General features: G+C 64.3%; 22 protein-coding genes. 7 read left to right on the top strand and 15 right to left on the bottom strand.

What is annotated here, in order from left to right; all coding sequences use genetic code 11:
• Nucleotides 1-6: 6 nt before the first annotated feature.
• From CK222_RS17365 to CK222_RS17335, 6 genes are all read right to left on the bottom strand, one after another.
• Nucleotides 7-372, bottom strand: a complete 366-nt coding sequence (locus CK222_RS17365) for a response regulator (RefSeq protein ID WP_095783172.1) — start codon at nucleotides 370-372, stop codon at nucleotides 7-9.
• Nucleotides 369-3,023, bottom strand: a complete 2,655-nt coding sequence (locus tag CK222_RS17360) for a GAF domain-containing protein (protein ID WP_176477665.1) — start codon at nucleotides 3,021-3,023, stop codon at nucleotides 369-371. The genes CK222_RS17365 and CK222_RS17360 overlap by 4 nt, the downstream gene beginning before the upstream one ends.
• Nucleotides 2,989-3,549, bottom strand: coding sequence for an SCO family protein (locus CK222_RS17355; RefSeq protein ID WP_128293172.1), 561 nt, complete (start codon nucleotides 3,547-3,549; stop codon nucleotides 2,989-2,991). Before CK222_RS17355 ends, CK222_RS17360 begins: the two co-directional genes overlap by 35 nt.
• 20 nt (nucleotides 3,550-3,569) lie before the next feature.
• A complete protein-coding gene (locus CK222_RS17350) occupies nucleotides 3,570-4,577 on the bottom strand; it encodes an ABC transporter substrate-binding protein (protein ID WP_095801196.1) in 1,008 nt (335 codons plus the stop codon).
• A gap of 46 nt (nucleotides 4,578-4,623) precedes the next feature.
• Nucleotides 4,624-5,643, bottom strand: coding sequence for an ABC transporter substrate-binding protein (locus tag CK222_RS17345; protein ID WP_245433071.1), 1,020 nt, complete (start codon nucleotides 5,641-5,643; stop codon nucleotides 4,624-4,626).
• Nucleotides 5,644-6,180: 537 nt separating this feature from the next.
• On the bottom strand, nucleotides 6,181-6,846 hold the full coding sequence (locus CK222_RS17335; protein ID WP_067000409.1) for a metalloregulator ArsR/SmtB family transcription factor: 666 nt from the start codon (nucleotides 6,844-6,846) through the stop codon (nucleotides 6,181-6,183).
• A gap of 101 nt (nucleotides 6,847-6,947) precedes the next feature.
• On the opposite strand from CK222_RS17335, the gene CK222_RS17330 reads away from it, so the two are divergent.
• From CK222_RS17330 to CK222_RS17320, 3 genes are all read left to right on the top strand, one after another.
• On the top strand, nucleotides 6,948-7,679 hold the full coding sequence (locus CK222_RS17330; RefSeq protein WP_095801194.1) for an MBL fold metallo-hydrolase: 732 nt from the start codon (nucleotides 6,948-6,950) through the stop codon (nucleotides 7,677-7,679).
• The gene (locus CK222_RS17325) at nucleotides 7,667-8,908 is read left to right on the top strand and encodes an MFS transporter (RefSeq protein ID WP_095801193.1); all 1,242 of its coding nucleotides are present in this window, start codon (nucleotides 7,667-7,669) and stop codon (nucleotides 8,906-8,908) included. Before CK222_RS17330 ends, CK222_RS17325 begins: the two co-directional genes overlap by 13 nt.
• A 113-nt stretch (nucleotides 8,909-9,021) precedes the next feature.
• Nucleotides 9,022-10,110: an acyltransferase family protein gene (locus tag CK222_RS17320; RefSeq protein WP_095801192.1), complete on the top strand. Its 1,089-nt coding sequence runs from the start codon at nucleotides 9,022-9,024 to the stop codon at nucleotides 10,108-10,110.
• A 39-nt stretch (nucleotides 10,111-10,149) separates the two neighbouring features.
• Here CK222_RS17320 and CK222_RS17315 read toward each other — a convergent pair whose 3' ends face one another.
• A complete protein-coding gene (locus CK222_RS17315) occupies nucleotides 10,150-10,788 on the bottom strand; it encodes a PQQ-binding-like beta-propeller repeat protein (protein ID WP_095801191.1) in 639 nt (212 codons plus the stop codon).
• Between the two features lie 31 nt (nucleotides 10,789-10,819).
• Nucleotides 10,820-12,040, bottom strand: a complete 1,221-nt coding sequence (locus tag CK222_RS17310) for a helix-turn-helix domain-containing protein (protein WP_095801190.1) — start codon at nucleotides 12,038-12,040, stop codon at nucleotides 10,820-10,822.
• A gap of 134 nt (nucleotides 12,041-12,174) precedes the next feature.
• On the opposite strand from CK222_RS17310, the gene CK222_RS17305 reads away from it, so the two are divergent.
• A complete protein-coding gene (locus CK222_RS17305; protein ID WP_067329733.1) occupies nucleotides 12,175-12,924 on the top strand; it encodes a DUF899 family protein in 750 nt (249 codons plus the stop codon).
• A 77-nt stretch (nucleotides 12,925-13,001) separates the two neighbouring features.
• Nucleotides 13,002-13,331, top strand: a complete 330-nt coding sequence (locus tag CK222_RS17300) for a hypothetical protein (RefSeq protein WP_176477664.1) — start codon at nucleotides 13,002-13,004, stop codon at nucleotides 13,329-13,331.
• Here the strand turns inward: CK222_RS17300 and CK222_RS17295 are convergent.
• Nucleotides 13,262-13,723: a response regulator gene (locus tag CK222_RS17295; RefSeq protein ID WP_095801189.1), complete on the bottom strand. Its 462-nt coding sequence runs from the start codon at nucleotides 13,721-13,723 to the stop codon at nucleotides 13,262-13,264. The genes CK222_RS17300 and CK222_RS17295 overlap by 70 nt on opposite strands.
• Nucleotides 13,724-13,763: 40 nt before the next feature.
• Nucleotides 13,764-16,442 (bottom strand): PAS domain S-box protein, encoded by a 2,679-nt coding sequence (locus CK222_RS17290; protein WP_095801345.1) that lies wholly within the window; start codon nucleotides 16,440-16,442, stop codon nucleotides 13,764-13,766.
• Nucleotides 16,443-16,724: 282 nt separating this feature from the next.
• On the opposite strand from CK222_RS17290, the gene CK222_RS17285 reads away from it, so the two are divergent.
• Nucleotides 16,725-18,185, top strand: coding sequence for a phospholipase D-like domain-containing protein (locus CK222_RS17285; protein ID WP_095801188.1), 1,461 nt, complete (start codon nucleotides 16,725-16,727; stop codon nucleotides 18,183-18,185).
• A gap of 25 nt (nucleotides 18,186-18,210) precedes the next feature.
• Nucleotides 18,211-19,011: an endonuclease/exonuclease/phosphatase family protein gene (locus tag CK222_RS17280; RefSeq protein WP_095801187.1), complete on the top strand. Its 801-nt coding sequence runs from the start codon at nucleotides 18,211-18,213 to the stop codon at nucleotides 19,009-19,011.
• Nucleotides 19,012-19,021: 10 nt separating this feature from the next.
• Here the strand turns inward: CK222_RS17280 and CK222_RS17275 are convergent, their stop codons facing one another.
• The 5 genes from CK222_RS17275 to CK222_RS17255 form a co-directional block, all read right to left on the bottom strand.
• Nucleotides 19,022-21,019 (bottom strand): glycoside hydrolase family 127 protein, encoded by a 1,998-nt coding sequence (locus tag CK222_RS17275; RefSeq protein WP_095801186.1) that lies wholly within the window; start codon nucleotides 21,017-21,019, stop codon nucleotides 19,022-19,024.
• 27 nt (nucleotides 21,020-21,046) lie between these two features.
• Nucleotides 21,047-21,904, bottom strand: coding sequence for a carbohydrate ABC transporter permease (locus tag CK222_RS17270; protein ID WP_067000383.1), 858 nt, complete (start codon nucleotides 21,902-21,904; stop codon nucleotides 21,047-21,049).
• A complete protein-coding gene (locus CK222_RS17265) occupies nucleotides 21,904-22,827 on the bottom strand; it encodes a sugar ABC transporter permease (protein ID WP_095801185.1) in 924 nt (307 codons plus the stop codon). The genes CK222_RS17270 and CK222_RS17265 overlap by 1 nt, the downstream gene beginning before the upstream one ends.
• Before the next feature lie 396 nt (nucleotides 22,828-23,223).
• Nucleotides 23,224-24,471, bottom strand: a complete 1,248-nt coding sequence (locus CK222_RS17260; RefSeq protein ID WP_095801184.1) for a sugar ABC transporter substrate-binding protein — start codon at nucleotides 24,469-24,471, stop codon at nucleotides 23,224-23,226.
• Nucleotides 24,472-24,535: 64 nt separating this feature from the next.
• Nucleotides 24,536-25,591, bottom strand: a complete 1,056-nt coding sequence (locus tag CK222_RS17255; RefSeq protein WP_095801183.1) for a LacI family DNA-binding transcriptional regulator — start codon at nucleotides 25,589-25,591, stop codon at nucleotides 24,536-24,538.
• Between the last annotated feature and the right edge of the window lie 137 nt (nucleotides 25,592-25,728).

Genomic DNA, 25,728 nt, shown 5'->3' with positions numbered 1-25,728 from the left:
CCTCCCTCAAGAAAGGAAACCGCGAATCTCGGAAAGCAGCTGGCGTGGACTGAATGGCTTGGCAATGTAACCATCGCACCCAGCAGCAAGGGCTTTCGCCTTGTCGCCCGACAACGCGTAGGAGGTGACGGCGATAATCGGAATGTGCCGGAGCGCCGGGTCGGCCTTGATGCGGCGGGCCGCTTCATACCCGTCGATCACCGGGAGCTGAATGTCCATAAGGATCAGGTCTGGCCTGTGTGCTGCGGCTGCAGCGATGCCGGCGGCACCGTCCGCCGCCTCGATCAGTTCGTACTCGGTGGTGGCAATGAGATCGCGGATGATTTGGCGGTTGTCCTCGGTGTCTTCGACCATCAGGATTCGTTTGCTCATGCGGCCCTCACGTCCTCATTCATCCTGATCGGGACCTTCAGACGGAATGTCGACCCTGACCCGATCACGGACTCGACGTCTAAGGTTCCGCCATGCATTTCGGCGATGCGCTTCGAGATCGCCAGGCCAAGACCTGTGCCACCTTTCTGCCTGGTGCTGCTGTTGTCGACTTGCTGGAATTCTTCGAAGATGAGAGCCTGGTCTTTGGACGCAATGCCGGGACCGGTGTCTCGGACGGTGATCTCGAAGTTCCCATCGACCGCATCGGCAAGAATGTCGACTGCACCTGTTTCGGTGAACTTGACGGCATTGCCTGCGAGATTGAGCAGAATCTGCGTCAAACGGCGTTCGTCCCCACGGCCGATCGGAAGGTTCTCGGCAACAGTCGCTGAAAGCTCAAGACCCTTCGCCCGTGCCAGCGGCTCGACCGCCGTAAGGGTCGATCGGACAATCTGCGCGACGGAGTAGTCCTCGATCGCCAGCGTGAGCTGGCCGGCTTCGATCTTGGACAGGTCGAGCACGTCGTTGATGAGCCCGAGGAGGTGACGGCCGTTTGCCTGCACACGCGCGACGGTCGCCTTTGCCTTGTCCGGGAGTTCGCCATAGATGCCGTCGACCAGCAGTTCTGTGAAGCCCAGAACTGAATTGAGCGGTGTCCTGAGTTCGTGGCTCATATTCGCCAGGAACTGGGACTTGTGGCGGCTGGCTGCTTCCAGCTCCTCGCCTTTCTCCTCGATCTCGCGGAACAGCTTGGCATTCTGGATCGCGACCACCGATTGGGCTGCGAAGGTCTCCAACAGGTGAACAACTTGCTCATCGAAGGCGCCTGGCTTGTGGCGCCTGACGACCAATGCACCGACGATCTTGTTGGGCCTCAGCAGCGGAACGATCAGGATGCCGCGATATCCGGCGTCGAGGATCGTCTTTCTCACAAGGAAGGATGAGGTTTCCTTGCCGAGGTCGGGAAACTGCACCGGCATGCACCGTCCGGGCGCGTCGCCAATACCCATATCGGCCAGCCCGATCGTCTGCTGCGAGACTGCGGCGATAAGCTCATCGCTCATCCCAAAGTTTGCGCGAGGGCGGAATTGCTGCCGCGTGCTGCTGAACACATAGATCGTGCCAGCATCCGTCGCCGACAACTGGACCGCCTTGGCAACGATCGTCTTCAGCACCGTGTCGAGATCCAGCGTCGAATTGACCGCCTTGCTCACTTCGCCGAGCGCCTCGAGCTCACCAACCGACGCCGCAAGCTCGCGCGTCCGTGCCTGCACCGCCTCGAAGAGCCGCGCATTTTCGATGGCGATCACGGCCTGGTCGGCGAATGTCTCGACGAGCGCGATCTCCTTGGGACTGAACGGTTGCGGTTCAGCCCTCGTCATGACGAATACGCCAATGAGATCACCTTCCCGCAACAGCGGGGCAGCGAGGACGGTGCGGAATCCGCCTGCCTCAGCGATCAAGGCGACGCGGTAGTCCGGATCAGCGGTCACGTCTTCGATTTGCACGATCCGCCGTTCTTCGATTACGCGCCCTACGGCGGAGCCTCGCCCAGCGGCAAGCGCTGGAAGTGGATTGGCGTCGACATAGGCACGGAAACTGGGCGGGTAGCCAAGCGTCGACACATAGCGGAATACGCCATCAAGCAACTGCACGATGCCACCCTTGTCGGCGCGACAGAGCCTGACAGCCGATTCCACCAACGTATCGAGCACCACCTGTAAATCGAAGGTAGAGCGGCTGATGACCTTCAGAACGTCTGCAGTGGCTGTCTGCTGCTGAAGGGCTTCGTCGAGCTGCTGCGTGCGTGTCTCAATCTCCTGATACAGGCGGCCCAGCTGGTCGGAGGTCTGGTTGACGTTAGCAGCGAGCACTCCAAGTTCGTCGCGATTGGCGACGGCAACCCGTTGGGCGAAGTCGCCGGCCGCTATCTGGCTGAGACGCGTCTCGATCTTCTTGACCGGTTCGAGCAACGACCAGGAGATGATGTAACCGAGCCCCAACGCCAGCAGGATACTGCCCACGGCAAACGAAACCACGATCAGTCTGGACGTGCCGTACGCACCCTCGGTCGTTTCGATGGCCGCCACCATGTCGGCTTCGGCCATGTTGACCAGCTGGTTTGTCAGCCGCTCGAGGCGATCAGCCGACGGTATGATTTCATCAAGCTGAACCTTGCGCGCCTCCTCTGTACGGCCCGCGCGGACAAGCTCTGCCACGTGCGTCACCCCGGCCGTCAGTTTTTCGTACTCTTGCCTGACCTGGCCAAGCACTTCCACCTCGGCTTTGGCGACGAACTCCATGCGCTCGAGGTCGTAGCCGAACTGATTGAGCTGGCGCAGCGCCGTATCCAGCATCCGGTTATCCTGTAGCAACAGGGCGGTGGAAATACCGTAGAGCTGGGTGGTCGTATCGTGCTGTACTTGGCGGTAGGCCGCGATCCTGCGCTGCAGCTTGATCAGCTCGTTGGTCTGATCGTTGACCCCACTCAGCACCTGCAACCCGACGGCACCGAGCACGATGAGCAGGCCGACGATCGACAGGAACGCGATCAAGAGCTTGGTCTGGACGCGCGCCGGCAGCCGGGCAACCCAGCCAACGAGCCAGTTCGTTATGCTATTTGGTTTCGTCCAAGAGGCCGAGAAGGTCACCCCGGAACTCCTCCAAGTCGAACCGGACGCCAAGATATTGTACTCGCAAGATGCCATTCGGGTCTACGAGCGAGGTCAACAAGGTATGGTCGACATCACCGTTCGCCGCCTGCTTCGCGAAGACCCCATATTTCCGTCCAACCTCATGGACAATCGCCGGATCGCCGGTAAGAAACGACCAGCCCTTCAGATCGGCGCCAAAATTCTGCGCATACTCCTTCAAAACATCGGACGTATCGCGCTCCGGGTCGACGGTGATCGAAATGAAGGCGATCTTGGGTCCGAACGCACTGCCCAACTTTTCCTGCACGCTGGCCATCTGGGCGGTCAGCATGGGACAGACGTCGGCACAGTGCGTATAGATGAATGCGATGGCGATCACCTTGCCGCGAAAGTCGTGCAGCGAGACGCGCTCCCGGTCCTGCGACGTCAGCGTAAAGTCTGGAGCCGGTCCGATTGCCGGCAATCGCTCATCGTGCTGCGCGTCATGCGCCTGCGCTGGCCCGGCCATCAGCGCCAGCAGCAAGATACGGGCTGCCAACCCGCTCACGTCTTGAGCTCACGCTTCAGTTGCTCCAGGAATCGCCAGTCTGTTCCCTCGGCGATGATCTGCTGTGGGCTCGACTTGATCATGCCCGTCTCCTGCATGCGCAGCGCGTAGAAGCGCATCGACGCTTCGGCATCGTAGTCCCGCCATACGCCGTATCGCGTGTCGCTCAGCGTTTGCAGCGCGATTTCGTAGCTGGGGACGAAACCTCGATCGACCATTTGCGCTGCACTCCATGCGGGGTCCGAAATGCATAGGTCGGCGCCCTTGAGGATGGCCCTGAGCACGCGCTTGGTCGCCACCGGGTATCTGTTCACGTAGTCCGCAGCGGCCGAGGTCATGCAGCAGAAGTGCTGCGACCAAGGGCGATCGAGGGTCGTGTTGAGGATCGTGTGGCCGATTTTCTTTGCGCGCAGTTGCTGCGTTTCCGGCGGCGTGAAGAGATATGCATCGAACTTTCCGTCGGCGAAGGCTTCCACCGGCTTGCTTTCCTCGATCCATTCGATGTCGTTGACGGGATCCAGTCCAATATAGGCGGCCATCAGGGCGACCAGCACGCGCGACGGCGCATGGATGTCATGCATGCCTACCCGCTTGCCCTTGAGATCCGGGATGCCTTGGATGCTGTCGTTGGCGATTAGCTCGAGGCACCCCGAATGCAGACCGCCAAGCACCCTGATTGGCACGCCCGCGTCGATCGATGCGACATGGACCGGCGCGTAGTTCATGCTGAAATCCGTGTCGCCGCGTGCAATCCACACCGCCTGATCGACTTTTTCGTCGCCCTGCACGTAGCGGACGTCGGTGAAGCCCTCCGCTTTGAGGAACTCTCCGGCCAGGTACATCCCTGCCCAGCAGTAGGCGCCATCGATCCACCGCGGCAAGCGAACAGAGGTCGTTTCAGGGGGTGCCTCGGCCCAAGCGTCGGTCGTTGTGCCGATGAGAGCTGCAGCGCCTGCTGCCGCAGCTCCGGCCATGAAGTGGCGGCGGTTCTGGATGATTTGCATGGGGTTCTCCCTCACGTGGAAAATGGGCACGCGGGTGGCTGCCTAGTCAGGTCTTCAGCTCGTGCTTCAGTTCGTTGAAGAAACGCCAGTCGGTGCCTTGGGCCAACAGCTTCTGGGGGGTGCTCTTCAGCATCCCGACCTCGTGGAGACGCAGGGCGTAGAAGCGCAGGGTGTCCTCAGCGCTATACTCACGCCAACCGTAGGGGATCGCCTTCATGACCTGGAGGGCATGGTCATAGCGCTTAGTATAACCCTGCTGCACCAAGAACTGGGCGGACTGCTCGGGCTCGCTGGCGCAGAAATCCGCCGCTTTCAAGATGGCGCGGAGGGCGCGTTTGGTGGCCACCGGATGCGTACGGACGAACTCCCGCTCCCCAGCCAGCATGCAGCAGAAGTATTGCGACCAGGGCCGGTCCACGGTGCTGCTGATCACCACATGGCCGATCTGCTGCTCCCGCATCTCCTGCGGTTCAGGGGGAAAGCCTAGATAGGCATCGATCTTCCCCTCACCTAGGAGCCGGATGGACTCGGGTCCCGGATGCGTGACGAAGTGTATGTCCTTATGGAGGTCCAGGCCCACATACGCCGTCATAGTGGCGAGGAAGACGTATCGGCTGGAATCTAGCGCAGGCACGGCTACGGTCTTCCCCTTGAGGTCGCGGATCGACTGGATGCGATCGGTCCCGAACAGCTCAAAGCAGCCGACGTGGAGGCCTGCCAGGATGACGATGGGATCCCCCGCCTCCAGGCGGAGAAGGAGCGGGGCGGCGAAATGCGCACTGAGGTCGGCTTCACCGGAGGCGAGGGCCGGCGCGATGTCTGCCGTCCCCTCTCTTTGGAGGTAGTGCACCTCGGTGAACCCTTCGCTGCGCAACAGTTCTTCGGCTACATACTGGGGGGCCTGACAGATGCTGGGAATCCGGACGAGCCGGATTCGCGTCGTCTCAGGCGGTGGCTCCGCAGCGGCGTGCCTGGGGTGCCAGCCCAGAAGCCCCGCTGTCCCCGCCAGCGTAATCCCACGCAGGAACCTCCGTCGGCTGAACCGTCCGGGATATACGGTATGCATGGGAACCTCCTTTCCAGATGGTGGCCAGTGCGACACCGAGAACGCTGACCCGTGGACGCTATGTTCTGCACAAGCCCGAGTGTCGGCCATGCCTGCATGGCGGGCTCTGGGCTTGCCTGTTGCTCACATCTTCAGCCCTCGCTCCAGCGGCGGTTCCGCATGGAGTGACCTCGGATGGACGACGACACCGGCAGCGCCTGCCAGGGCAGCACCGGCTAGGAATCGTCGGCGGGTTTGCGTGATCTGCTGCATCGGAACGCTCCCATTCCGAATTGCGAAGGGCAATTCTGGCCGGAACCGAGCAAAAGAGGTTTCGACAGAGGCAGGTGGTTTTGTGGGCGCAACGAGCGGTGTGGATGCTAGCGCCCAGTCCGGTGCGGGAGTCTTGCGCTCTCAGTCGCCGGCTCATTTATTAGCAACCGACGATATGTCACGATACGCCCAATTTGCGTCGGCTGCGAGCCCAAAACTTGCTCGCGCCTCTTGCCCCAGAACCGCTGCCCATTTTTGGGCGACATGCATTTGTTAGCGACACCGTCAGGCCGCCATTTCCACCGGAAGGCCAGCGGCTTTCCATTCCGGCATGCCGTCCTCGAGGCGGCGCACGGAATGGCCAAGCGAGCGCAGCGCGGCCACCGCCTCGAAGGACATCACGCACCATGGGCCGCGGCAGTAGGCGACGATTTCCCGTCCGGGGTCGGCACCCTGGGACCAGGCCTTGACTTCTCCGAGGGGAACATTGACCGCGCCGGGCACGTGGCCAAGCGCGAACTCGTCCGGCGGGCGCACGTCGATCAGCGTCACCAGCCCGTCGCGCATCAGCGCCTGAAGCTCGCCGCGCGTGACCGGCTGTATGTCGTCACGTGCCTCGAAACAGTCGCGCACAATGCGATCGACCTCAGCAAGCTGCCGCTCGGCAATGCCGCGCACCGCAGCAAAGGCCGACAGCACGCTCGCATCGCTCAGCGAATAGCGCACGTATTTGCCGTCGCGTTCGGCCGAGACGATGCCGGCGCGGCGCAGCGCCTGCAGATGCTGGGAGATGTTGGCGATCGGCTGGCCGAGCTTCGCAGCAAGCGCTTCGACGCTGCGCGAGCCTTGGGCCAAATGCTCGATCAGTTCCAGGCGCAGCGGATTGCCGAGCGCCTTGGCGACGATCGCGAACTGTTCGTACAGCGCCAGCTTCGGATTGCGGATTGACATCGACCTTTCTGCGACCCATCGTCATTCAATGTAATTATTGAATGATGGTTTCGACCTGCCGTCAAGCCAAGCGACCCGCAATTGCCCTTTGGAGAAAAGCGATGATTCTCAGGCAGTTCCTGCATACCGACCCGGTCGCCGCCTCCTATTTGTTCGGCTGCGGCGGCAAGGCGTCTGCTGCCGTCGTCGATCCGGTCGGCGAGATCGCGCCTTATGTCGAGGCGGCGCGCGCGACAGGCATGCGCATCCTCTATGTCGTCGACACGCATATCCACGCCGACCATATCTCGGCAGGCCGTGCGCTCGCCGAAGCGACGGGCGCCGAATACGTGCTGTTCGAAGGCGCCGAGGCGGGCTTCCCGTTCCGCCACGTGAAGGACGGCGAGGTGCTGGAGCTCGGCAATGTGACGGCGACCGTGATGCACACGCCCGGCCACACGCCGGAGCATCTGAGCCTTTTAGTCACCGACCGAACGCGGTCGACCGAGCCCTGGTTCGTGCTCACCGGTCACACGCTGATGGTTGGCGATCTCGGTCGCACCGAGCTTGCTTCGAGCGCCGAGGACGGAGCCCGCGCGCTCTATGCCAGCGTGCGCCGGCTGAAGGAATTGCCCGATCACATCGAGGTGCTGCCGGGCGCCTATTCCGGCTCGGTGTGCGGCCGCTCGCTCAGCGGCAAGCCGACATCGACCATCGGCTTTGAGCGGCGCTTCAACAAGGCCTTCCGCATCGAGGACGTCGACCAGTTCATCGCCGCCATGACCGCCGACATCCCTCCCCCGCCGCCGGACGCGGCCCGGACCCGCGCCGCCAACGCCGGATCGCGATCGTGAGCGCAACGGCGCCTGCCGTCGCGCTCGGCCTCAAGGCCAACTGGAAACAGTTCGCGCTGCTGGTGCTGATCAACGCCTTTGTCGGCGGTATGGTCGGCATCGAGCGAACCGTCGTGCCGCTGATCGGCGCGGAGGAATTCCACGTTGCTTCCACGACGCTCGTCACCTCCTTCATCGTGAGCTTCGGCGTGGTCAAGGCCTGCGCCAATCTCGTCTCCGGCCAGCTTGCCGACACATGGGGTCGCAAGCGCGTGCTGATCCTCGGCTGGCTGTTCGGCCTCCCGGTGCCCTTCATGATCATCTGGGCGCCGAGTTGGGGGTGGATCATTGCCGCCAACGCGCTGCTCGGCATCAACCAGGGTCTTGCCTGGTCGATGACCGTCATCATGAAGGTCGATCTGGTCGGGCCGAAATCGCGCGGGCTCGCGGTCGGCCTCAACGAGTTCGCCGGCTACCTCGCCGTCGGCGTCACCGCATTTCTGACCGGCTATCTGGCCGGCCGCTACGGCCTGCGCCCGGTGCCGATTTATCTCGGCATCGGCTATGCGATCCTGGGTGCCGCTCTGTCGGTACTTCTGGTGCGCGACACGCGCGAGCATGTGCGGCTGGAACTGGCCAACGATCCGAAAGCTGTCTCCCCGCTCGGCTTTCGCGAGATCTTCATGCTGACCTCTTTCCGGGACCGCAATTTGTTCGCGGCCTCGCAGGCGGGCCTGGTCAACAATCTCAACGACGGCATGAGCTGGGGGCTTTTTCCGCTCTTCTTCGTCGCCAACGGGCTCGGCGTCGAGCGCATCGGCATCCTCAAGGCGGTCTATCCCGCCGTCTGGGGCGTCTTACAGGTCGCAACCGGGCCATTGAGCGACCGTTGGGGCCGCAAGGGCCTGATCGTCGCCGGCATGTGGGTGCAGGCTGCCGGCCTTCTTCTCACCGCCATGACGCGCGACTTCGGCTGGTGGCTGCTGGCGAGCCTCCTGCTCGGCCTTGGCACGGCGATGGTCTATCCAAGCCTGATCGCGGCGGTATCGGACGCATCGCATCCGTCATGGCGGGCGCGCTCACTCAGCGTCTATCGCTTCTGGCGCGATCTCGGCTACGCAATCGGAGCGCTGTCGGCGGGCCTCATCGCCGACTTCTTCGGCTTCGTCGCGGCGATCGCGGCGATCGCGGCACTGACCTTCCTCTCGGGCGCAATCGTGGCGGTGGCGATGGGAGAGACCAGCCGCTGACCCGGCTCCGAGCTCCAGCCCGACAGCGCCGCGTTTACGATATCCGAAGCTTCATGCTGCTAGAGACGCGCCTGTCCGGTACTATGGCGCTGGGTGCCTTTGCGGGGTCTTTCATGAACATTTCGACGCGCATGCCGTGGGTGGACACGGCAAAAGGTCTTTCGATCATCCTGGTGGTGATGATGTATTCCGCCTACAACACCGGTGAATATACCGGCGGCGTCGGCTTCCTGCATTATGTCATCGGCTTCGCGACCCCGTTCCGGATGCCGGAATTCTTCCTGATCTCGGGGCTGTTCCTGTCGCAGGTGATCGACCGGCCTTGGCGGCGCTATATCGACCGGCGCGTCGTCCACTACCTCTATTTCTATGTCCTGTGGGCGGTCATCTCGATCGGGCTGAAGATCGGCATCTTCAGCCGCGATCCCGCCGGCATGCTGCATGACCTCGCCGTGGCTGTCGTCCAACCCTATGGCGTGCTGTGGTTCATCTACATGCTGGCCGTGTTCGGCCTCGTGGCGCGCATCCTGCGCGAGCTAGGCGTGCCGCACTGGATCGTCATCTCGGCTGCCGCCGCGCTGCAGATGTGGGCACCGCATTCGGACAGCTATGCGCTCACGCAATTCGCCGCCTATTTCGTGTTCTTCTATCTCGGCTTCGTCATGGCGCCGCTGGTGTTCCGGCTGGTCGCGTGGACGCAAACTCGTCCGGCGACCGCCGCTGCCGGGCTGATCGTGTGGGCCATCGTCAACGGCCTGCTCGTCTACTCGCCGGGCTACGCCGTCGAGCCGGTCGGCATGCAGATGGGCCTGGCCGCATGGCCGCCGCTTCATCTTGCGCTGGCCGTCGCAGGCGCGGTGGCGCTCTGCGTCGCCGGCGGCTTCCTGTCGAAATCCGCCGCGATGGAATGGCTGCGCTGGCTCGGCGAGCATTCGCTGGTCGTCTATGTCGCCTTCACCATCCCGATGTCGATCTTCCGCGGGATCATGCTGGCAAGCGGCCTTCTGACCCAAACCGGCATGCTCAGCCTCGCGGTGCTGCTCGTCTCGGTCATCAGCCCGGTCGTTCTCTACTTCATCGTCGAGCGCACCGGCTTCGGAACCTTCCTGTTCGAGCGACCGGCCTGGGCGCATGTCGACAGACCGACTGCCGCCAAGATGGCCGACAAGGCTATTGCGCGGCCCGCGCGCGAGGCGGCCTGAGGCCGGCTGTTTCGTCTCGGCAAGCCGCCGGCGTGCCGGCTACTTGCCATCATGTCCGGGACGTCGCACGGCCTTGATCTTGCCGCTGCTGCCGCCTCCGCAGAAGAAGCAGCCGCGGCCATCGGATTCCAGTCCCGACACGCCGGAGGGCATCGCCAGCTCCTGCAGCACATCGCCCGTCTCGGGGTCGATGCGCAAGAGATCGCCCTCCTCCCCTTCCCAGGTGGCATGCCAGAGCTCGCCGTCGACCCAGGTGACGCCGGTGACGACGCGCTTCGACTCGATGGTGCGGATCACCTTGCCCGTTTCAGGATCGATCTGATGGATCTTGTGGGCCCTGTATTCGCCGACCCAGAGCGAGCCCTCGGCCCAGGCAAGCCCAGAGTCGCCGCCATTGCCGGGCGCGGGAATGGTGGCGACGACCTTGCCTGTCTTCGGGTCCACCTTGTGGATGCGGTCCTCGCCGATCTGGTAGAGATGCTCGCCGTCGAAGGCGGTCCCGGCATGCGAGGCGACGTCGATCGACTGCACGATCGCGCCGCTCTCCGGGTCAAGCGCCTTCAGCTTGTCGCCGGTGGCGAACCAGACATTCTTGCCGTCATAGGTGACGCCATTGATGCGCTCGGCATCCGGAAAGGGGCCGTATTCGCGCAGGATCTCGGCAGCGGCTCGTTTCATTTTCGATCTCCATTCGAACAATGGCCGCAGACTAGTCGCTCGGCAGCGGACCCGGGAGTAACAAGACAGTCGGGAATCCGGTCACCGGCGGCCTCATCCAGCGGCGCGCCCTGCCGCGGCCGACCGCCTGCACCTTGTTGTCGGCCGAAAGCGCTTCCAGCGCCCGCTGCACGGTGCGCGGGCTGGCGCCGAGCGCGATCGCCAGCGCCGAGCTCGACCAGGACTCGCCGTCGGCGAGGAAGGCGAGCACTGCGCCATGCTCCTCCTCGACAGGCGGCGCCAGCACCACGACCTCGGCTGCGGTCAGCGGCGTTAACGCAAAACCGGCGGCCGTCGCGTTGATTTCCGCCAGCGCGTTCATTTCGGCGCGCAGCCGACCCATCTCGACCCTGAGCCGCGCACGATGCGATTCATCGGCGTGCCTGGCGCGGAAGGCGCGCTTCAGCAGCGCCTCCCGCGACGCATCCGCGGGCCAGGCCTCGGCCAGCGTGCGCGCCAGCGCAAACAGCACCGGCCGCGTCGCCAGCGACACTACGGTGTCGGCTTTGCGCACGACATTGCGGCAGGCATCGACGACGAGGGCGCCTGAGGTGAGCAGCGACTCGACCTCGTCGAGCTGCAGCGGAGTCTCCAAACCGTTCGATACGAGCCGCGCGACGGGCGTGTTCAGCACCTGCGATGCGCTTTCGACCTCCGCCTTCAGCGCCGGGATATTGGCTTCATAGGCCGCGAGAGCGGCTCGGCCAAGCGCGGCGCGCGCAGCCCTCGTCCGCAGGCGCCTGACCGCGATGCCCGCGGCCGCGAGCTCGTGCGCGACGCGCGCGACCGGCGGCAACGGCCCCGGATCGAAGCCGGCAAGCAGCCGCTCGGCCTCGTCGAGCCGGCCGATCAGGATGAGGCGGCGCGCTTCGAGGCTGCCGGCATAGGCGGCGTTGACCCGATCGCCATGCGCGGCAAGCGTCGTGCGGGCGGCTCGCAACGCTTTGTCCGGCCAGCCGAGATCGCGCGAGACCAGCGCGATCTCGGCCTCGGCGACGACGCAGCGGGCGCGCGCCACCGCCTCTTTCGGGCTGAAGGCGCGGGCGGCGCTCTTCAGCAACGCCTTGGCCTTGGCGAAGTCGCCGAGCTGCGCCATCGCGATGCCGCGCAGCGCCAGCGCGGGGGCGTCGTCGCGCAACGCGACGCGCTTCAGGGCGCCCAGCGGATCACCGGTCGCGAGCGCGCGGCCGGCGGCATTGATCATCGAGTCCATGCAATGCCCGCCCCGATGCCCCCTTCCGGGTCTGCCGGATCAAATCGCGTCACACTTGTAACTCTCACCATCGCGCCGTCCGGCTCTAAGTTTCCCTTGTCACCCCAACCAAACGCAAGAACGGGACAAGAGCAATGACCCAACACATGAAGACACCACCGGTCGTTTCGCCGGAAGCCTGGGAAGGCGCGTATGAAGAAATGCTGGTGAAGGAAAAGGCGCTCACCCGCGCCCGCGACGCGCTGGCTGCGGAACGCCGCCGCATGCCGTGGATGCCTGTCGAGAAGGACTATGTGTTCGAAGGCCCAAACGGCAAGGCAAGCCTGCTCGACCTCTTCGAAGGCCGCCGGCAACTGGTCATCTACCGCGCCTTCTTCGAGCCCGGCGTCTATGGCTGGCCGGAGCACGCCTGCCGGGGCTGCTCGCTCGGCGCCGACATGGTCGGCAACCTCGCCCATCTCAACGCCCGCGACACTACGCTTGCCTATGCGTCCCGGGCGCCGCAGGCCGACATTCAGCGTCTGAAGCAGCGGATGGACTGGAAGATGCCCTGGTACACCATCACCGACAGCTGGGACAAGGATTTCGGCGTCGACGAATGGCACGGCCACAACGTCTTCATCCATGACGGCAACCGCATCTTCCGCACCTATTTCGTCAACAATCGCGGCGACGAGGCGTTCGGCACGGTGTGGAGCTATCTCGACGTCACCCCGCTCGGCCGCCAGGAGGTGTGGGAGGATTCGCCCGAGGGCTATCCGCAGACCCAGACCTACAAGTGGTGGAACTGGCACGACAACTATGAGGAAGGCGCCGCGCCCGACCAGCGATGGGTCGAGGTCTCGGATGCCGGCGAAGCGGCGTTTCGCAACAAGAACGCCTGAGCGCGAAGCGACTCTGGCGGCGTCGCCCGCGCCGCCAGAGCCGAACTTTCCTGAAAGCAGTTGGAAGGGTGGAGATCATGAGCATCGACAATCCCGCCCCTCGCCCGGCAGGCCTGAGCGGATTCGGCCTGGCCGACTGGTTATGTCTCGCGGCGGCGCCGACCTTTGTCGTCATGGCGTTGCTCACGGCCGCCGATAGCGGACCGGACGCGATGTGCATGTCCGGACCCGGAGCCTCCGTGCTCAGCGGCATGGCGCCGATGTATTTCCTGATGGCTGCCTTCCACCTCGCGCCCTGGCTGCGGCTGCTCGCCAGAGGGGTGGCGGAATCGGCGCTTCAACCTGCCGACGAGCTGCCGGGCCTAAGCGCGGAGCGGATGGCTGAGAGCAGGGATGCCGGCGTGTAGGGTTTTACCAGCCAGCCCAGCGGCTCCGCTGGCGCTGCCCGGGCGCGGACGTCGGAATCGGAATGCGCCGTCGCAAAAACCGACCGCAAACCGTAAATTCGAAACAACTCCAGGGCAGTTTGAATTCCATCCATGGCGCCGGACAGCCGGATATCCATCACAACCAGATCAGGCCGGTCCGCAGCTGCGCTATCGAGCGCTTCCTCGCCCGAGCCGACGACTACGACCTCGAAACCGGCCGCGGTCAGAGTGCTCTCCATCTCGAGGGAGATGAGAAAATCGTCCTCGACGACCAAGATCCGCGTGGGCAATGCGGCGGCCACAGGTTCGGCCGACGCGGCTTTCGTTGGGATTGGCCGACGGCGTCCGTGTGGGGCAGCAAGCTCGGTCATCGAGAGCCATCCAGGAACTGAAGAAGAGCCGGCAAGAGCTTCATGAGAACCGAATGCTGCAGCGCGTCTTCGGTTCCTTGGTAACGACAAGCTTGCCGTGCAGCTGCCGCGCCAAGCCCTGAACCAGCTTCAATCCGGACGAACGGTCGCGGACCGAAGCCAGGTCAAAGCCGGGACCGCTGTCTTCGACGAATACCTGGAAGCCGTCGACATCGCGCCGAAGCCCGACCCGGATTGTGCCGGCTCCGTCGGGAGTTCCATATTTTATGGCGTTGGTCAGAAGCTCGTTCAGGATCAGCGCCAGCGGCATTGCAACGTCATTCGAAAGCTTTGCATCATCAGCCTCGAACTCAACCGCGACTTCCTTAGGGAAGGTCTGCTTTATTGTCCCGCAAACCGCAAGCAAGAAACCCTTCGCGTTGAACTGCGTCGAATCGACCGTCTCGTACAGGACCTGCTGAGCAGCGGCCATGGCCGCGACGCGGTTGCCGGCTTCACGCAAGATTTCTCGCGCTTGCGGGTTCGCTGCCCGTTGACCCGCCAAGCTCAGCAGTGACTGCAGCATCTGCATGTTGTTCTTCACACGATGATTGAGCTCATTGAAGAGCAGCCGCTGCTGTGTTTCGGCCTGTTTGCGTTCGCTGATATCGACCAGCATGTTGATGCCGCCGACGATCTTGCCATCTTCATCGCGCAGCGGCGTCGGATACGGGATGAAGGGAATGCGCACGCCGTCCGGGCGCTCGGCGACGGCTTCAGCGTTGCGTATCGGACGCCCCTCCTTCAGGGCGACCGCCATCGGGCACTGGTCGTGAGGAAGCGGGCTTCCGTCCGGCCAGAACAGTTTCCACGTCACGCACCACTTATCCTTGCCGATCTGCGGAACGCGCCCGGAAAGCTCGACGGCCGCCTCGTTGAAAAAGGTTATCGTGCCGTCGGCATCCGTCGTGTAGATCGCCGCCGGAATTGCCGCCAGCAGGTCGCGCAGCTGACGCTCGCTCGCCCGCAGCTTGGCTTCAGCCATCTTTTGGTCGGTGATGTCGCGCGCAATCTTCGAGGCGCCGATGATGAGGCCCTGGCTGTTGCGGATCGGCGAAATCGTCAGGGAAATATCGACGAGATTGCCGTCCTTGCGGCGACGCACCGTTTCGAAGTGATCGACGTTTTCGCCGCTGCTGATGCGCCTGATGATCTCCGGCTCCTCGCCCAGCCGGTCATCGGGGATGATCATCGTGATGTGCCTGCCGATCGCCTCGTCGGCCGTGAAGCCGAACAGCCGCTCCGCGCTGGCATTCCATGAGGCGATAATGCCGTTGAGGTCCTTGCTGATGATCGCGTCGTGAGAGGATTCGACAACGGCCACGAGCTGATTTGCCGCGCGTTCCGTCGTCTGGCGGGCGGTCTCGAGCCGTACGCGGTCGACCGCGAAGCCGAGTTGTCCGGCCACTGTCAGCGCAAAACGAAGCTCGGACTCCACGAAATCGTGCGGATGATCGTAATAGGACATGAACTTGCCGAGCAGCTGACCGCGCACCGAGATCGGAATGAAAGCCAGCGCTGCAATGCCTTCGTCCCGCACAGCCGCCTTGAGGTCGTCCGGCAATCCGCTTTGCTCGACGTCGGCAATAGCGATCGGTTCGGGATCGCGTGTGTCGCGCGACCAGGGGGAATGGCCTTCGACGGCCGCTCTGTAAGCTTGCGACAGGCCTCGCGAGGCGGCAAATCTGAGGAAGCCGGTGTTGTCGAAGAAGAGTATGGAGGCCCGGTCCGCACCCAATGCGCGAATGATGGTGCTGAGGGCTATCTCGTGAACCTCGCCGAGATTCGCCGCGCGCTGAAGGCTGTCCGTGAATTCGTAAAGCGCCGCCTGCTGCTCCAGATGCCGGACGAGCGCGGCCTCGGCCTTCTTGCGGGCGGTGATATCCTGCTGGACGCGCACCGCATACAAGAAGCGGCCTTCGGAGTCCCTTACGCTCGAGGACGTGACCGCGACCCAGACTCTTGCCCCGTCCTTGCGGATGAAGCGCTTTTCGTGCCGGTAGCTGTCGATCTCGCCTCGCACCTGACGCTCGAACTGACGCAGGTCCGCATCGACATTCTCCGCCAGAGTGGCATCGAACACCGACCTGCCGACAAGTTCATCGGCGGAATAGCCGAGCAGGTCGGCTAGGTAGCCGTTGACGCGCCCGAGTTCGCCCTTCGCGTTGACTTCAGCGATGCCAATCGCCGCATGCTGGTAAGTTGCAGCGAGCCGCTGCTCCTGTTGCCCAATGATCTCATCGGTCAGACGCCGGTCCGTGACGTCATGGAAACAGTTGATGGCTCCGACGACCCGACCGTCCTCGTCTTCGATCGGTTCGATGTGGACCATCACCCATATCGCCGTGCCGTCCGGCCGCTCGAGCTTTCCTTCAACCCCCCTGACGGGAATGCCGGTTCGCAGCACCGCGGCCATCGGGGTTTGGGCGCGCGCGATCTGCCGTCCATCGAGATAGAGCCTGTGGGATCCGCAATAGAGTTCGCTGTCCGAGCCAAGCAAGGGCGTTCGCCCCCACAAATCGGCAGCGCGCTTGTTGAACCAAAGCAATCGGCCTTGCGCGTCGCAAGCGTAGATCGCAATGGGCAGCGTCTCGATGAAGTCGGGCGGGATTTGCAGGGCGACGGCGTCCTGCGGGGTACGGATAAACCCCTCGGTTCCTTGAAGGCTTTCGATGCGCATCTCCCATTCCCGCTCGGCAACGAAGAGCCAAACGCATCGGATCGCCGAAGGTTCCCGCGTGAGCTCCGACACTTCGGCACTGAGGCAGCGCCGACATAATGCCGACGACGATTTCGTCTTGCCTGGTGGACCGATTTTCGCACAGAGGCGCAAAGCGTTCGAACGACCGGTCACACTGGCGGGATCCCTCATGCAACCGGGCCGGAAAGAGCTGCATGCGAATCCGGGCCGCCTTGACCTGGCGCATTGCCTTCGGCGCCGGCTCGCACAATAGTCGGGCCGATGTTCGAGGCGATAGCGAGTCACTGGTCGACGCTTATCCTTTTCCTGTCGTTGGCGATGGCGGCGGTCGGCATCGTCCATGCCATCATGACGAAGGAAGACGTGCGCGCCGCCACGGGGTGGGTCGGCGTGATGCTTCTGTCGCCCTTCCTCGGCGCGATCATCTACGCCATCGCCGGCATCAACCGCATCCGCCGCGCGACGATCAGCGCCATGCGGCCCAGCGCCGGTTCGGCGGATGAGGCCGGGCACAATCGCGACGTCGCCGTCGAAGCCTTGATCGAGGCCCAATTCGGCCAGCGCTTCGTCGGATTGAAGACACTGGGCGACAGGGTGGCGCGGCGTCCGCTGACTTCGGGAAACACGATCGCCGTGCTCGAGACCGGCGACGAGGCCTATACGGCGATGTGCCGGGCGATCGACGGCGCGCAAAAGAGCGTGCTTCTCGAAACTTACATTTTCGACAACGACGCCGTCGGACAGATGTTCGTGCAGTCGCTCTCCGCCGCGGTCAAACGCGGCGTTGCCGTGCGCGTGCTGATCGACGCCGTCGGCGTGCGCTATTCGGTACCCAGCATCCTGAAGCAGCTCAGGGAGGCCAACGTCGCCGTCGATCTCTTCAACGGCAACATCGTCATGGGCTTGAGACTTCCTTATGCGAATCTCAGAACCCACAGGAAGGTCCTGGTCATCGACGCGACGGTGGCGTTTACCGGAGGCATGAACATCCGCAAGGGGTTCTCGGCCGAATTCGCCGGTTCCGACAGCTCCAGGGACACGCATTTCGAGGTCACCGGGCCGGTGGTGGCCGACCTGTTCTCAGTCGCCGCCGAGGACTGGCGCTTCGCCAGCAACGAGGCGCTGAAGGGCGACGCCTGGCAAGTCGAGCGAACCGCCCCGCCGCCCGGCCAGCCGATGTTGGTCAGAGCCGTGGCGACAGGACCGGATGCCGCGAACGAAACCAACCACAAGCTGCTGATGGGGGCGTTTTCGGTCGCCCGCAAATCGATCCGCATCATGTCGCCCTATTTCCTGCCCGACCGCGAGCTGATCAGCGCGCTGACCACGGCCGGCGCGCGCGGTGTCGAGATCGACATCGTGGTGCCGGCGGTGAACAACCTTTTCCTCGTCGACCGCGCCATGACGGCACAATTCGACCAGGTGCTGAAGCATTATTGCCGGGTGTGGCGGCACGAAGGCCCCTTCGATCACTCGAAACTTATGGCAATCGACGGCGCGTGGGCTTATGTCGGCTCGTCCAATCTCGACGCCCGGTCGCTCAGGCTGAATTTCGAGATCGACATGGAGGTCCTGGATGCCAACTTCGCCCGGGCGATCGAGGCGCGTATCGACGCGGCGATCGCGTCGGCGAAACCGGTGACACTCGAGATGCTGAGGGCCAGAGCCTTCGTCATTCGTGTCCTCGACCGATTGCTGTGGCTGGGATCGCCCTATCTGTAGGCAAGGAAGACGAGCAGCAGGAACCATGGAGAGAAACGGACGCACCCTCCCCGAAACCGTGCTCCTGTCGATCCGCGGCAGAAAGATGCGGAAAGCGAAAGCCACGGCGCCGAAACGGGTCGGCGGCGCCGAGATGGTGGTCGCCTCCTACAACGTCCACAAATGCATCGGCACCGACCGCAAGTTCGACCCCGAGCGGACCGCGCGCGTCATCCGCGAAATGAGCCCCGATGTGATCGCGCTGCAGGAGGCCGACAACCGCTTCGGCGACCGCGCCGGGCTGCTCGACCTCAACCGCCTCGAAATCGAAACCGGGCTGGTGCCGGTGCCGGTCACCGGAAACGGCAAGGCACATGGCTGGCGCGGCAACGTGCTTCTCTTCAAGCGCGGCACGGTGCGCGACGTGCACCAGATCAAGCTTCCCGGCCTTGAGCCGCGCGGGGCGCTGGTCGCCGAGATCGACCTCGACGAGAACCGGACGCTGCGCGTGATCGCCGCGCATCTCGGCCTGTTGCGCCGATCGCGCTCGGAACAGGCCCGCGTCGTGCTCGATATCATGAGCAGCGCCGACGAAAGGCCGACGCTCCTGCTCGGCGACCTCAACGAATGGCGGCTTGGCAACCGCTCCGCGCTCAACACGCTGCACACCACCTTCGGCCCCTCGCTGCCCGCGGTGCCCACCTTTCCGTCCGGCCTGCCGGTGCTGGCGCTCGACCGGATCATGGGCAACCGCGACGGCATGGTGTCGGCGGTGGAAGCGCACGACACGCCGCTGTCGCGCGTGGCGTCCGACCACCTGCCGCTCACGGCTTACGTGCATCTATAGGAAGAGTAGCTCACCCTTCCCTGAGCCAGACCAGCATCTCGCCGGGATCGCGGTTGTCCCAGGCGAAGTAAGGAATCGCCTTGAGCGTCGTCTCTTCGGTTTCCGGGGGCTCGGGACGGTAGAGATCGCCGCCCCAGTTCTTCGCCTCGGCCCGGCTGCCGGTCGCCGAAAGCGTGACGATACCGCCGAGCAGGTTCGGCTCTTTGTGCGCCTCCAGCCTGGCCGCGCGCGGCAGCGCAATGCGGTGCAGGCCGCCGCCATTGTCGGTCTCCTCGACGCAGTAGAGCAGCGGGCCGCGCGACAGCGCGACGCGGCCGATGTCCTGACGCACCTCCGGATTGGCGAAGAGGCGGGCCATCGACATTTCGAGGTCGAGCTCGACGCGGTCGCCCTTTTGCCATTCGCGGCGGATCGCGGCATAGCCGTCGACCGTGACCGCATCGAGATCGAGCATGTTGCCGTTCACCTTCAGCGCCGCGTTGCGGCACCAGGCAGGCACGCGCAGGTAAAGCGTGAATTCGACCGGTGTCTGTGCCTCGATCTCGATCGAGACCGCGCCGTCCCAGGGATAGTTGCTGGTCTGGACCAGGCTGACCGGGCGGCCGGCGATCTCGAAGCGTGCGGTGGAGTCGCCATAGAGATGCACGGCCAGCGCGTCGTCGGCGAGGCCGTAGAAATAGCTGCCGATGGAGGCCACCATGCGGCCGATATTGGGCGGGCAGCAGGGGCAGCGGTGCCATTTCCAGCGGTGGTGGCCGCCGCGGCTCTCCAGCGGGTTCTCGTAGAAGAACAGCGAGCCGTCGAGCGACAGGCCCGAGATCGAGCCGTTGTAGAGCGCCCGCTCCATCATGTCGGCATAGCGGTGGTTCGGCCCCATGCCGAGCATCCGGCTCGCCCAGAACACCAGGCCGACCGAGGCGCAGGTCTCGGCATAGGCGGTTTCGTTGGGCAGGTCGTAGTCGCTGGTGAAACCCTCATTGTGAGCCGACGGCCCGAGGCCGCCGGTGACATAGAGGCTCTTGGTGGTCAGATCGTCCCACAGCCTGTCGAGCGCCGCGCGCAAGCTGTCGTCGCCATATTCGGTGGCAATGTCGGCCATGCCGGAGAAGAGGTACATCGCCCGCACAGCGTGGCCGACGACCTTGTCCTGCTCGCGCACCGGCTTGTGCGACTGATTGTATTCGTAGGTTTTGAAATGATAGGCCTTCGGGTCGGCGCCGCGGGCGCGCGCCTCCTCGTCGAAATAATGCGGCTGCTGGCCGCGCTGGTCGATGAAGTACTTCGCCAGATCCATGTACTTCTTCTCACCCGTCGCCCGCGCGAGCTTCACCAGCGCCAGCTCGATCTCCTCATGGCCGCAATAGCCTTTTTTCTTGCCGGGCTCCGGGCCGAACATCGAGGCGATGTGGTCGGCGTAGCGGCTCATGATGTCGAGCAGCTTGCGCTTGCCCGTCGCCTGAAAGTAGGCGACGGCGCCCTCGATCAGATGGCCGGCGCAGTAGAGCTCGTGGCAGTCGCGCAGGTTGGTCCAGCGCAGACCCGGCTGGATGCGCTGGTACCAGCTGGAGAGATAACCGTCCTCCTGCTGCAGCTTGCCGTACATGTCGATGACGGCGTCGATCTTCTTCTCCAGCTCCGGATTGCGGCGCCGGTAGAGCGAGTAGGCGGCCGTCTCGATGGTCTTGCCCCAGTCGGAATCCCAGAACATCTGGGTCGTCACCGTCGAGCCGGTGAACTCGGCGCCCTGCGCGTCGGCCTCGTCTGGCGACGGCGAATGGAACGGAATGACGACGCCGGGCGACGGCCGGTCGGGATCGATCTGCTCCAGCATGCGCGCCTCGACGCAGCGGTCGTAGAGGATGCCGGCGGTCTTGGCGGCGACCGCGTCGACACGGTCGCCCCAGAAGCCGCGGACCTCGACCTGCGGCACGGGCAGCGGCCGGAAGGCAAGCTTCGGCTTCGCGGTCGCGGCTGCCTGAGCTGCGGTGGCGGATTGTGCTGCGTTCATAACGTCACTCCATTCGAATGCGGGAAATCATTTGACGGCCCCGGCCATCAGGCCGCGGATGTAGAAGCGCTGCAGCGCGAGGAACAGGATCAGGCAGGGCACCATCATCACCGTGACGCCCGCCTGCACCGCGCCCCAATCGATGGCGCCGAAGCGGCCGGACTGGAGCGCGGTCATCATCACCGGCAGGGTGAATTTCGACTGGTCGGTCATCAGCACCAGCGCGGCCAGGAACTCGTTCCAGGCGCCGAGGAAGGCGAAAAGCGCGATGGTGACGACGCCCGGCCAGACCAGCGGCAGCATCACCTTGACCAGCATGGTGACATTGTTGGCGCCATCCATGCGCGCCGCCTCCTCGATCTCGCGCGGCACGGCGTCGAAGGCGTTGCGCATCATGAAGATCGAGAAGGGAAGCTGCAGCGTGACATAGACGCAGACCAGGCCGGTCAGCGTGTTGTGCAGACCGAGTTTCGTCAGCACCAGGAAGATCGGCGTCAGGATCGACTGGAATGGGATCATGATCGTCGACAGGATGAGGATGAAGAAGAAGTCCCGGAACGGGAAGCGGAAACGCGAGAAGCCGTAGCCGGCGAGCACGCTGACCAGCACCGAGAGCAACACCGTCATCACCGAGACATAGATGCTGTTCTGCGCCGAGGCCCAAAGCCCGTCGCCGAAGGTGTTCAGCGTCTGATAGTTCTCGACCGAGAAGCCGGTGGTCGGCCAGGGCGGCAGCGGCGGCTGGCGCGCTTCCTGCGCGGGCTTGAAGGTGGAGAGCACCGTCCACACGATCGGCGCCAAAAACAGCACCGAGGCGATGATGCCGGTGGAATGCCTGGCCAGGCTGAAGGCCGCCTTGCGGTGCTGCGACATCGCCTCGGCCATCAGTCGAGCCCCTCGGGCTTGCGCAGCAGCCAGAGCTGGATGAGGCTGAGCGCCACCAGGATGACCAGCAGCACCATGGAAAGTGCCGCGCCGTAGCCGAGCTTGAACGAGACGAAGGACTGGTTGAAGATCCAGTAGACCGCCGTCAGCGTCTGGTTGCGCGGGCCGCCGCGCAGGATGATGTAGAACTGGTCGAAGGCGAGGATCGAGCCCGCGACCGACAGGATCAGCGCCAGCGCCAAGGTGCGGCGCATCAGCGGCAGGGTGATCGCCCTGAAGCGGGCGAACGGCCCTGCCCCATCGATGACGGCGGCCTCCTGCAGGTCCTGCGGGATCGACTGCAGGCCGGTCATCAGGATGATCATGGTGAAGCCGGCCACTTTCCAGACCACCATGGCGATGATCGACCAGAAGGCCGGCTGGAAGGTGGCGAGAAGATTGACCTTCCTCTCGGTCAGGCCGAGGTCGTAAGCGGCCGGGCTGAACAGGCCGGAATCGACGTTCAGCAGCCACGACCACAGCAGGCTTGCGGAAGCAAAGCCCACCACCGCCGGCATGAAGAAGGCTGTGCGGTAGAGATTGGTGAGCGGGCGCGGCCGCTCGATGAAGATCGCCAGCGGGAAGGCGACGGCGAAGATCGCGATGGTGACGATCAGCGTGTAGTAGAAGGTGAATTTGAGCGCGTTCCAGAACCGGGTGTCGCGCAGGATGGCAAAGTAATTGTCGAGGCCGATGAAAGCGTGCTCGCCCATCAGCGGCCAGTTGTGCAGCGACATCCACGCCGTCATGCCGAGCGGGATGACGAAGAAGACGGTGACGAAGGCGACGGCCGGCAGGACATAGAGCAGGCCTACCCATTGCCGGCGGCTGACGCCGATGCGTCTGGCTCGGGCGGGCGCGTGGGTTGCGGCGATGGAGGTCATGGCTTGGCTCCCCCTTCTCCCCTTGTGGGAGAAGGTGTCGCCGAAGGCGACGGATGCGGGGTGTTCCAGCGGAGTGAGATGCTGGTGTTCCCTGGAACACCCCTCATCCGTCTCGGCGCTGCGCGCCGATCCACCTTCTCCCACAAGGGGAGAAGAGGAAGCGAACCTCGCGGCGCCTCAACTTGACGATGATGATGAGTGAGCTTTCTCAACGCGATAATCCTGCCATTTAGCGCGGCGTCCCCCTCCCCCTTGAGGGGAGGGTCCGGCCGAAGGCCGGGGTGGGGTCCGCTGTGAAGTGCGCCTACGGGGAGATAGCGTCGGCGTACTTCGCGGGCGACCCCACCCGGACCTGCGGCCCGACCTCCCCTCGAGGGGGAGGTTTAGGGCCGCGCTTTACTTGTTCGGCGCCTGGTCGATGATCGACTGCATGGTCTCCTGCGCGTTCGAAATCGCGCCGTCGACATCGTCGCCGAAGAAGACCTCGTTGACCATCTGCGTCCACGGCCCGTTGGCGGAGTTGATCAGGTCGTTGAACACCACCGAATAGGGCGTGCGGCCCTTGGCCATCGCCTCGGCCGCCACCTGGTAGCGCGGATCGAGGTCCTTGAGCGCTTCCTTGGCGATGTCGCCGCGCACCGGAAGGCTACCATATTTGGCGAGGATGGTCTGGCCCTCGAGCGAGTAGGCGAAGTCCAAAAACTCCTTCACCACGGCGATCTTCTTGGTGCCCTTGGTGACGACGAAATTGTCGCCGCCGGCGAAGGACGACCAGCCGCCATCCTTGCCCGGCAGGAAGGTGATGCCGTAGTCGATATCAGGGTATTGGGTGTTGAGCGCGCCGATGGCGAAGGCGCCGGACGGCGAGAGGCCGATCTTGCCGCCGGCAAAGGCGGCGAAGAAGTTGGCGCCGGTGTCGGTCTGCGCACCCTCGGGCACCAGTCCTTTCTTGACCATCGAGCGGTAGAGGTCGATCGCGCCGCGCAGCTGCGGGCTATCGAGCGTCGCCTTGGAGCCGTCCTCGGAGAGGATGTCGCCGCCCGAGGCCCAGACCAGCGGCGTGAAGGTGAAGATGTTGCAGCCGCCGCAATTGCCGGAGAAGTAGAAGCCCTTGATGTCGCCGCCGAGCGCGTTGACCTTCTCGGCGTCGGCCTCGATCTCGGCCCAGGTCTTCGGCCCCTTTTCCGGATCGAGCCCGGCCTGCTTGAACAGCTTCTTGTTCCAGATCAGCACCGAAGAATCGGCCGAGAACGGCAGGCCGTAGATGCGGCCCTTATAGGTGCCGGTCTTCACATGCGCCGGCGACAGGCTCGAAAAATAGGGCAAGGATTTCGCCCAGTCGGTGATGTCTTCCAGCTGGCCGGCGGCGGCGAAGGACGGCGTGTAGATCAGGTCGAGCGACAGCGCGTCGGGCGCGGTGCCGCCGGCGGCGGCCGCGCCATATTTCGGGATGATCTCGGCGTTCGGGATGATGTCGAGCTTGATCTGGTCCTTGTGCGCCTTGTTGAAGGCGTCGACGATGCGCGGCATGAAATTCGAGCCGTCGGCGCGCACCCAGATGTTGGCGGTCTCGGCGGACGCCGCCTGCAGGCCGCCGCCGATCACGGCTGCGGCCAAGGCCAGCTTGGCAAACATGGTTTTCACGGTATTCCTCCTCATGGTTCTCCTCCCAATTTGGCCGTTGCGCGACGGCCGTTCGTTCGATGCCTCAGCCGTCCGGCGGACGGCCGCATGACTGACGCACCACCAGCCGGCACGGCAGTTTCCTGATGCCCGGCGCGGCCGGCTGGCCGCCCACGAGCGAAAGCAGAGCGAGCCCGGCCTCGCGGCCGAGCGCTGAAAGGTTCATGTCGACCGAGGTCAGCGGCGGGCGCGTCGCCTCGGCCACGATCTCCCAATTGTCGAAGCCGATGACGCCGACATCGTCAGGCACGCGAATGCCGCGCTCGCGCAGCGCGTCGATGACGCCGCGGGCGATCTGGTCGTTGCCGCAAAAGACGGCATCCGGCCAGCCTTGCCTGCCCCGGCCGTTGCCGAACAGTTTCGCCACCGCATCGTGGCCCCAGGCTTCCGACCAGGCGCCGAGCAGCGGCTCGCCGACCGGCAGGCCGTGCGCCTCGAGCACCTCCCGGTAAGCCTCGGCCCGCGCATGCACCACGGTGAAGCCCGCCGGTCCGGTGACATGGGCGATGCGGCGGCGCCCGAGCCGCAAAAAATGCTCGACCGCGAGCCGCGCGCCGCCGGCGTCGTCGGAAACCAGGCCGACCGCGCCGGGATCCGGCTGGGTGAAGGCATAGACGACGGGAATGCGCAGATTGGAGAGATCGATCGGCAGATGGCGGTCGATGCGTTTTCCCGTGGCGATGATGCCGTCGACGCGCTTGTCGAGCATGGCCTCGACATGCAGCTGGCCGAGCCGCGTGTCGTCCTCGACGTTGCACAGGAACACCGAGACGCCATTGTCGACCAGCGCATCCGAAACGCCGGCCATCAGCGGCAGCGAGAAGCGGCCATAGGTATCGTTGGTGAGCAGGCCGACGGTGAAGGAGCGCTTGCGCAGCAGGCTCTGCGCCAGGTGGTTCGGCCGGAAGCCGAGACGCTGCGCCACCTCACGAATGCGCTCGCGCGTCTCGGCGGTCATGCGCCCCTGCCCGTTCAGCGCCTTGGACGCCGTCGCCACGCTGACGCCGGCCGCAGCCGCCACCTCGCGCAGGGTGACCGGCGGCTTGGCGGAAACTGGCGCTGGCTCGGCGTCGGCGGACATGGTTCGAGGCGCATCCCTGAGTTGGGAAAAGGTTTTCCCTTATCGCCCTGCGCGAAGATGACGGGTCAGGTCAGCGGGCGCGGGGCGATTTGGGAAAAGGTTTTCTCACAAGGGAGATTAGGGGAAGGTGGCGGCGT

The sequence above is a fragment of the Mesorhizobium sp. WSM3866 genome (assembly GCF_002294795.1).
Lineage (GTDB): Bacteria > Pseudomonadota > Alphaproteobacteria > Rhizobiales > Rhizobiaceae > Mesorhizobium.
Note: the sequence above shows the minus strand (reverse complement) of the source record. Positions and strands in the feature narration are given on the sequence as shown.

Bases quoted from the DNA above. Each gene is read 5' to 3' on its own strand.
- CK222_RS17365 (WP_095783172.1), bottom strand. From the start codon at position 372: ATGAGCAAACGAATCCTGATGGTCGAAGACACCGAGGACAACCGCCAA.
- CK222_RS17350 (WP_095801196.1), bottom strand. From the start codon at position 4,577: ATGCAAATCATCCAGAACCGCCGCCACTTCATGGCCGGAGCTGCGGCA.
- CK222_RS17345 (WP_245433071.1), bottom strand. From the start codon at position 5,643: ATGCATACCGTATATCCCGGACGGTTCAGCCGACGGAGGTTCCTGCGT.
- CK222_RS17335 (WP_067000409.1), bottom strand. From the start codon at position 6,846: ATGTCAATCCGCAATCCGAAGCTGGCGCTGTACGAACAGTTCGCGATC.
- CK222_RS17330 (WP_095801194.1), top strand. From the start codon at position 6,948: ATGATTCTCAGGCAGTTCCTGCATACCGACCCGGTCGCCGCCTCCTAT.
- CK222_RS17320 (WP_095801192.1), top strand. From the start codon at position 9,022: ATGAACATTTCGACGCGCATGCCGTGGGTGGACACGGCAAAAGGTCTT.
- CK222_RS17315 (WP_095801191.1), bottom strand. From the start codon at position 10,788: ATGAAACGAGCCGCTGCCGAGATCCTGCGCGAATACGGCCCCTTTCCG.
- CK222_RS17310 (WP_095801190.1), bottom strand. From the start codon at position 12,040: ATGGACTCGATGATCAATGCCGCCGGCCGCGCGCTCGCGACCGGTGAT.
- CK222_RS17305 (WP_067329733.1), top strand. From the start codon at position 12,175: ATGACCCAACACATGAAGACACCACCGGTCGTTTCGCCGGAAGCCTGG.
- CK222_RS17300 (WP_176477664.1), top strand. From the start codon at position 13,002: ATGAGCATCGACAATCCCGCCCCTCGCCCGGCAGGCCTGAGCGGATTC.
- CK222_RS17295 (WP_095801189.1), bottom strand. From the start codon at position 13,723: ATGACCGAGCTTGCTGCCCCACACGGACGCCGTCGGCCAATCCCAACG.
- CK222_RS17290 (WP_095801345.1), bottom strand. From the start codon at position 16,442: ATGCGCATCGAAAGCCTTCAAGGAACCGAGGGGTTTATCCGTACCCCG.
- CK222_RS17285 (WP_095801188.1), top strand. From the start codon at position 16,725: ATGTTCGAGGCGATAGCGAGTCACTGGTCGACGCTTATCCTTTTCCTG.
- CK222_RS17280 (WP_095801187.1), top strand. From the start codon at position 18,211: ATGGAGAGAAACGGACGCACCCTCCCCGAAACCGTGCTCCTGTCGATC.
- CK222_RS17275 (WP_095801186.1), bottom strand. From the start codon at position 21,019: ATGAACGCAGCACAATCCGCCACCGCAGCTCAGGCAGCCGCGACCGCG.
- CK222_RS17270 (WP_067000383.1), bottom strand. From the start codon at position 21,904: ATGGCCGAGGCGATGTCGCAGCACCGCAAGGCGGCCTTCAGCCTGGCC.
- CK222_RS17265 (WP_095801185.1), bottom strand. From the start codon at position 22,827: ATGACCTCCATCGCCGCAACCCACGCGCCCGCCCGAGCCAGACGCATC.
- CK222_RS17255 (WP_095801183.1), bottom strand. From the start codon at position 25,591: ATGTCCGCCGACGCCGAGCCAGCGCCAGTTTCCGCCAAGCCGCCGGTC.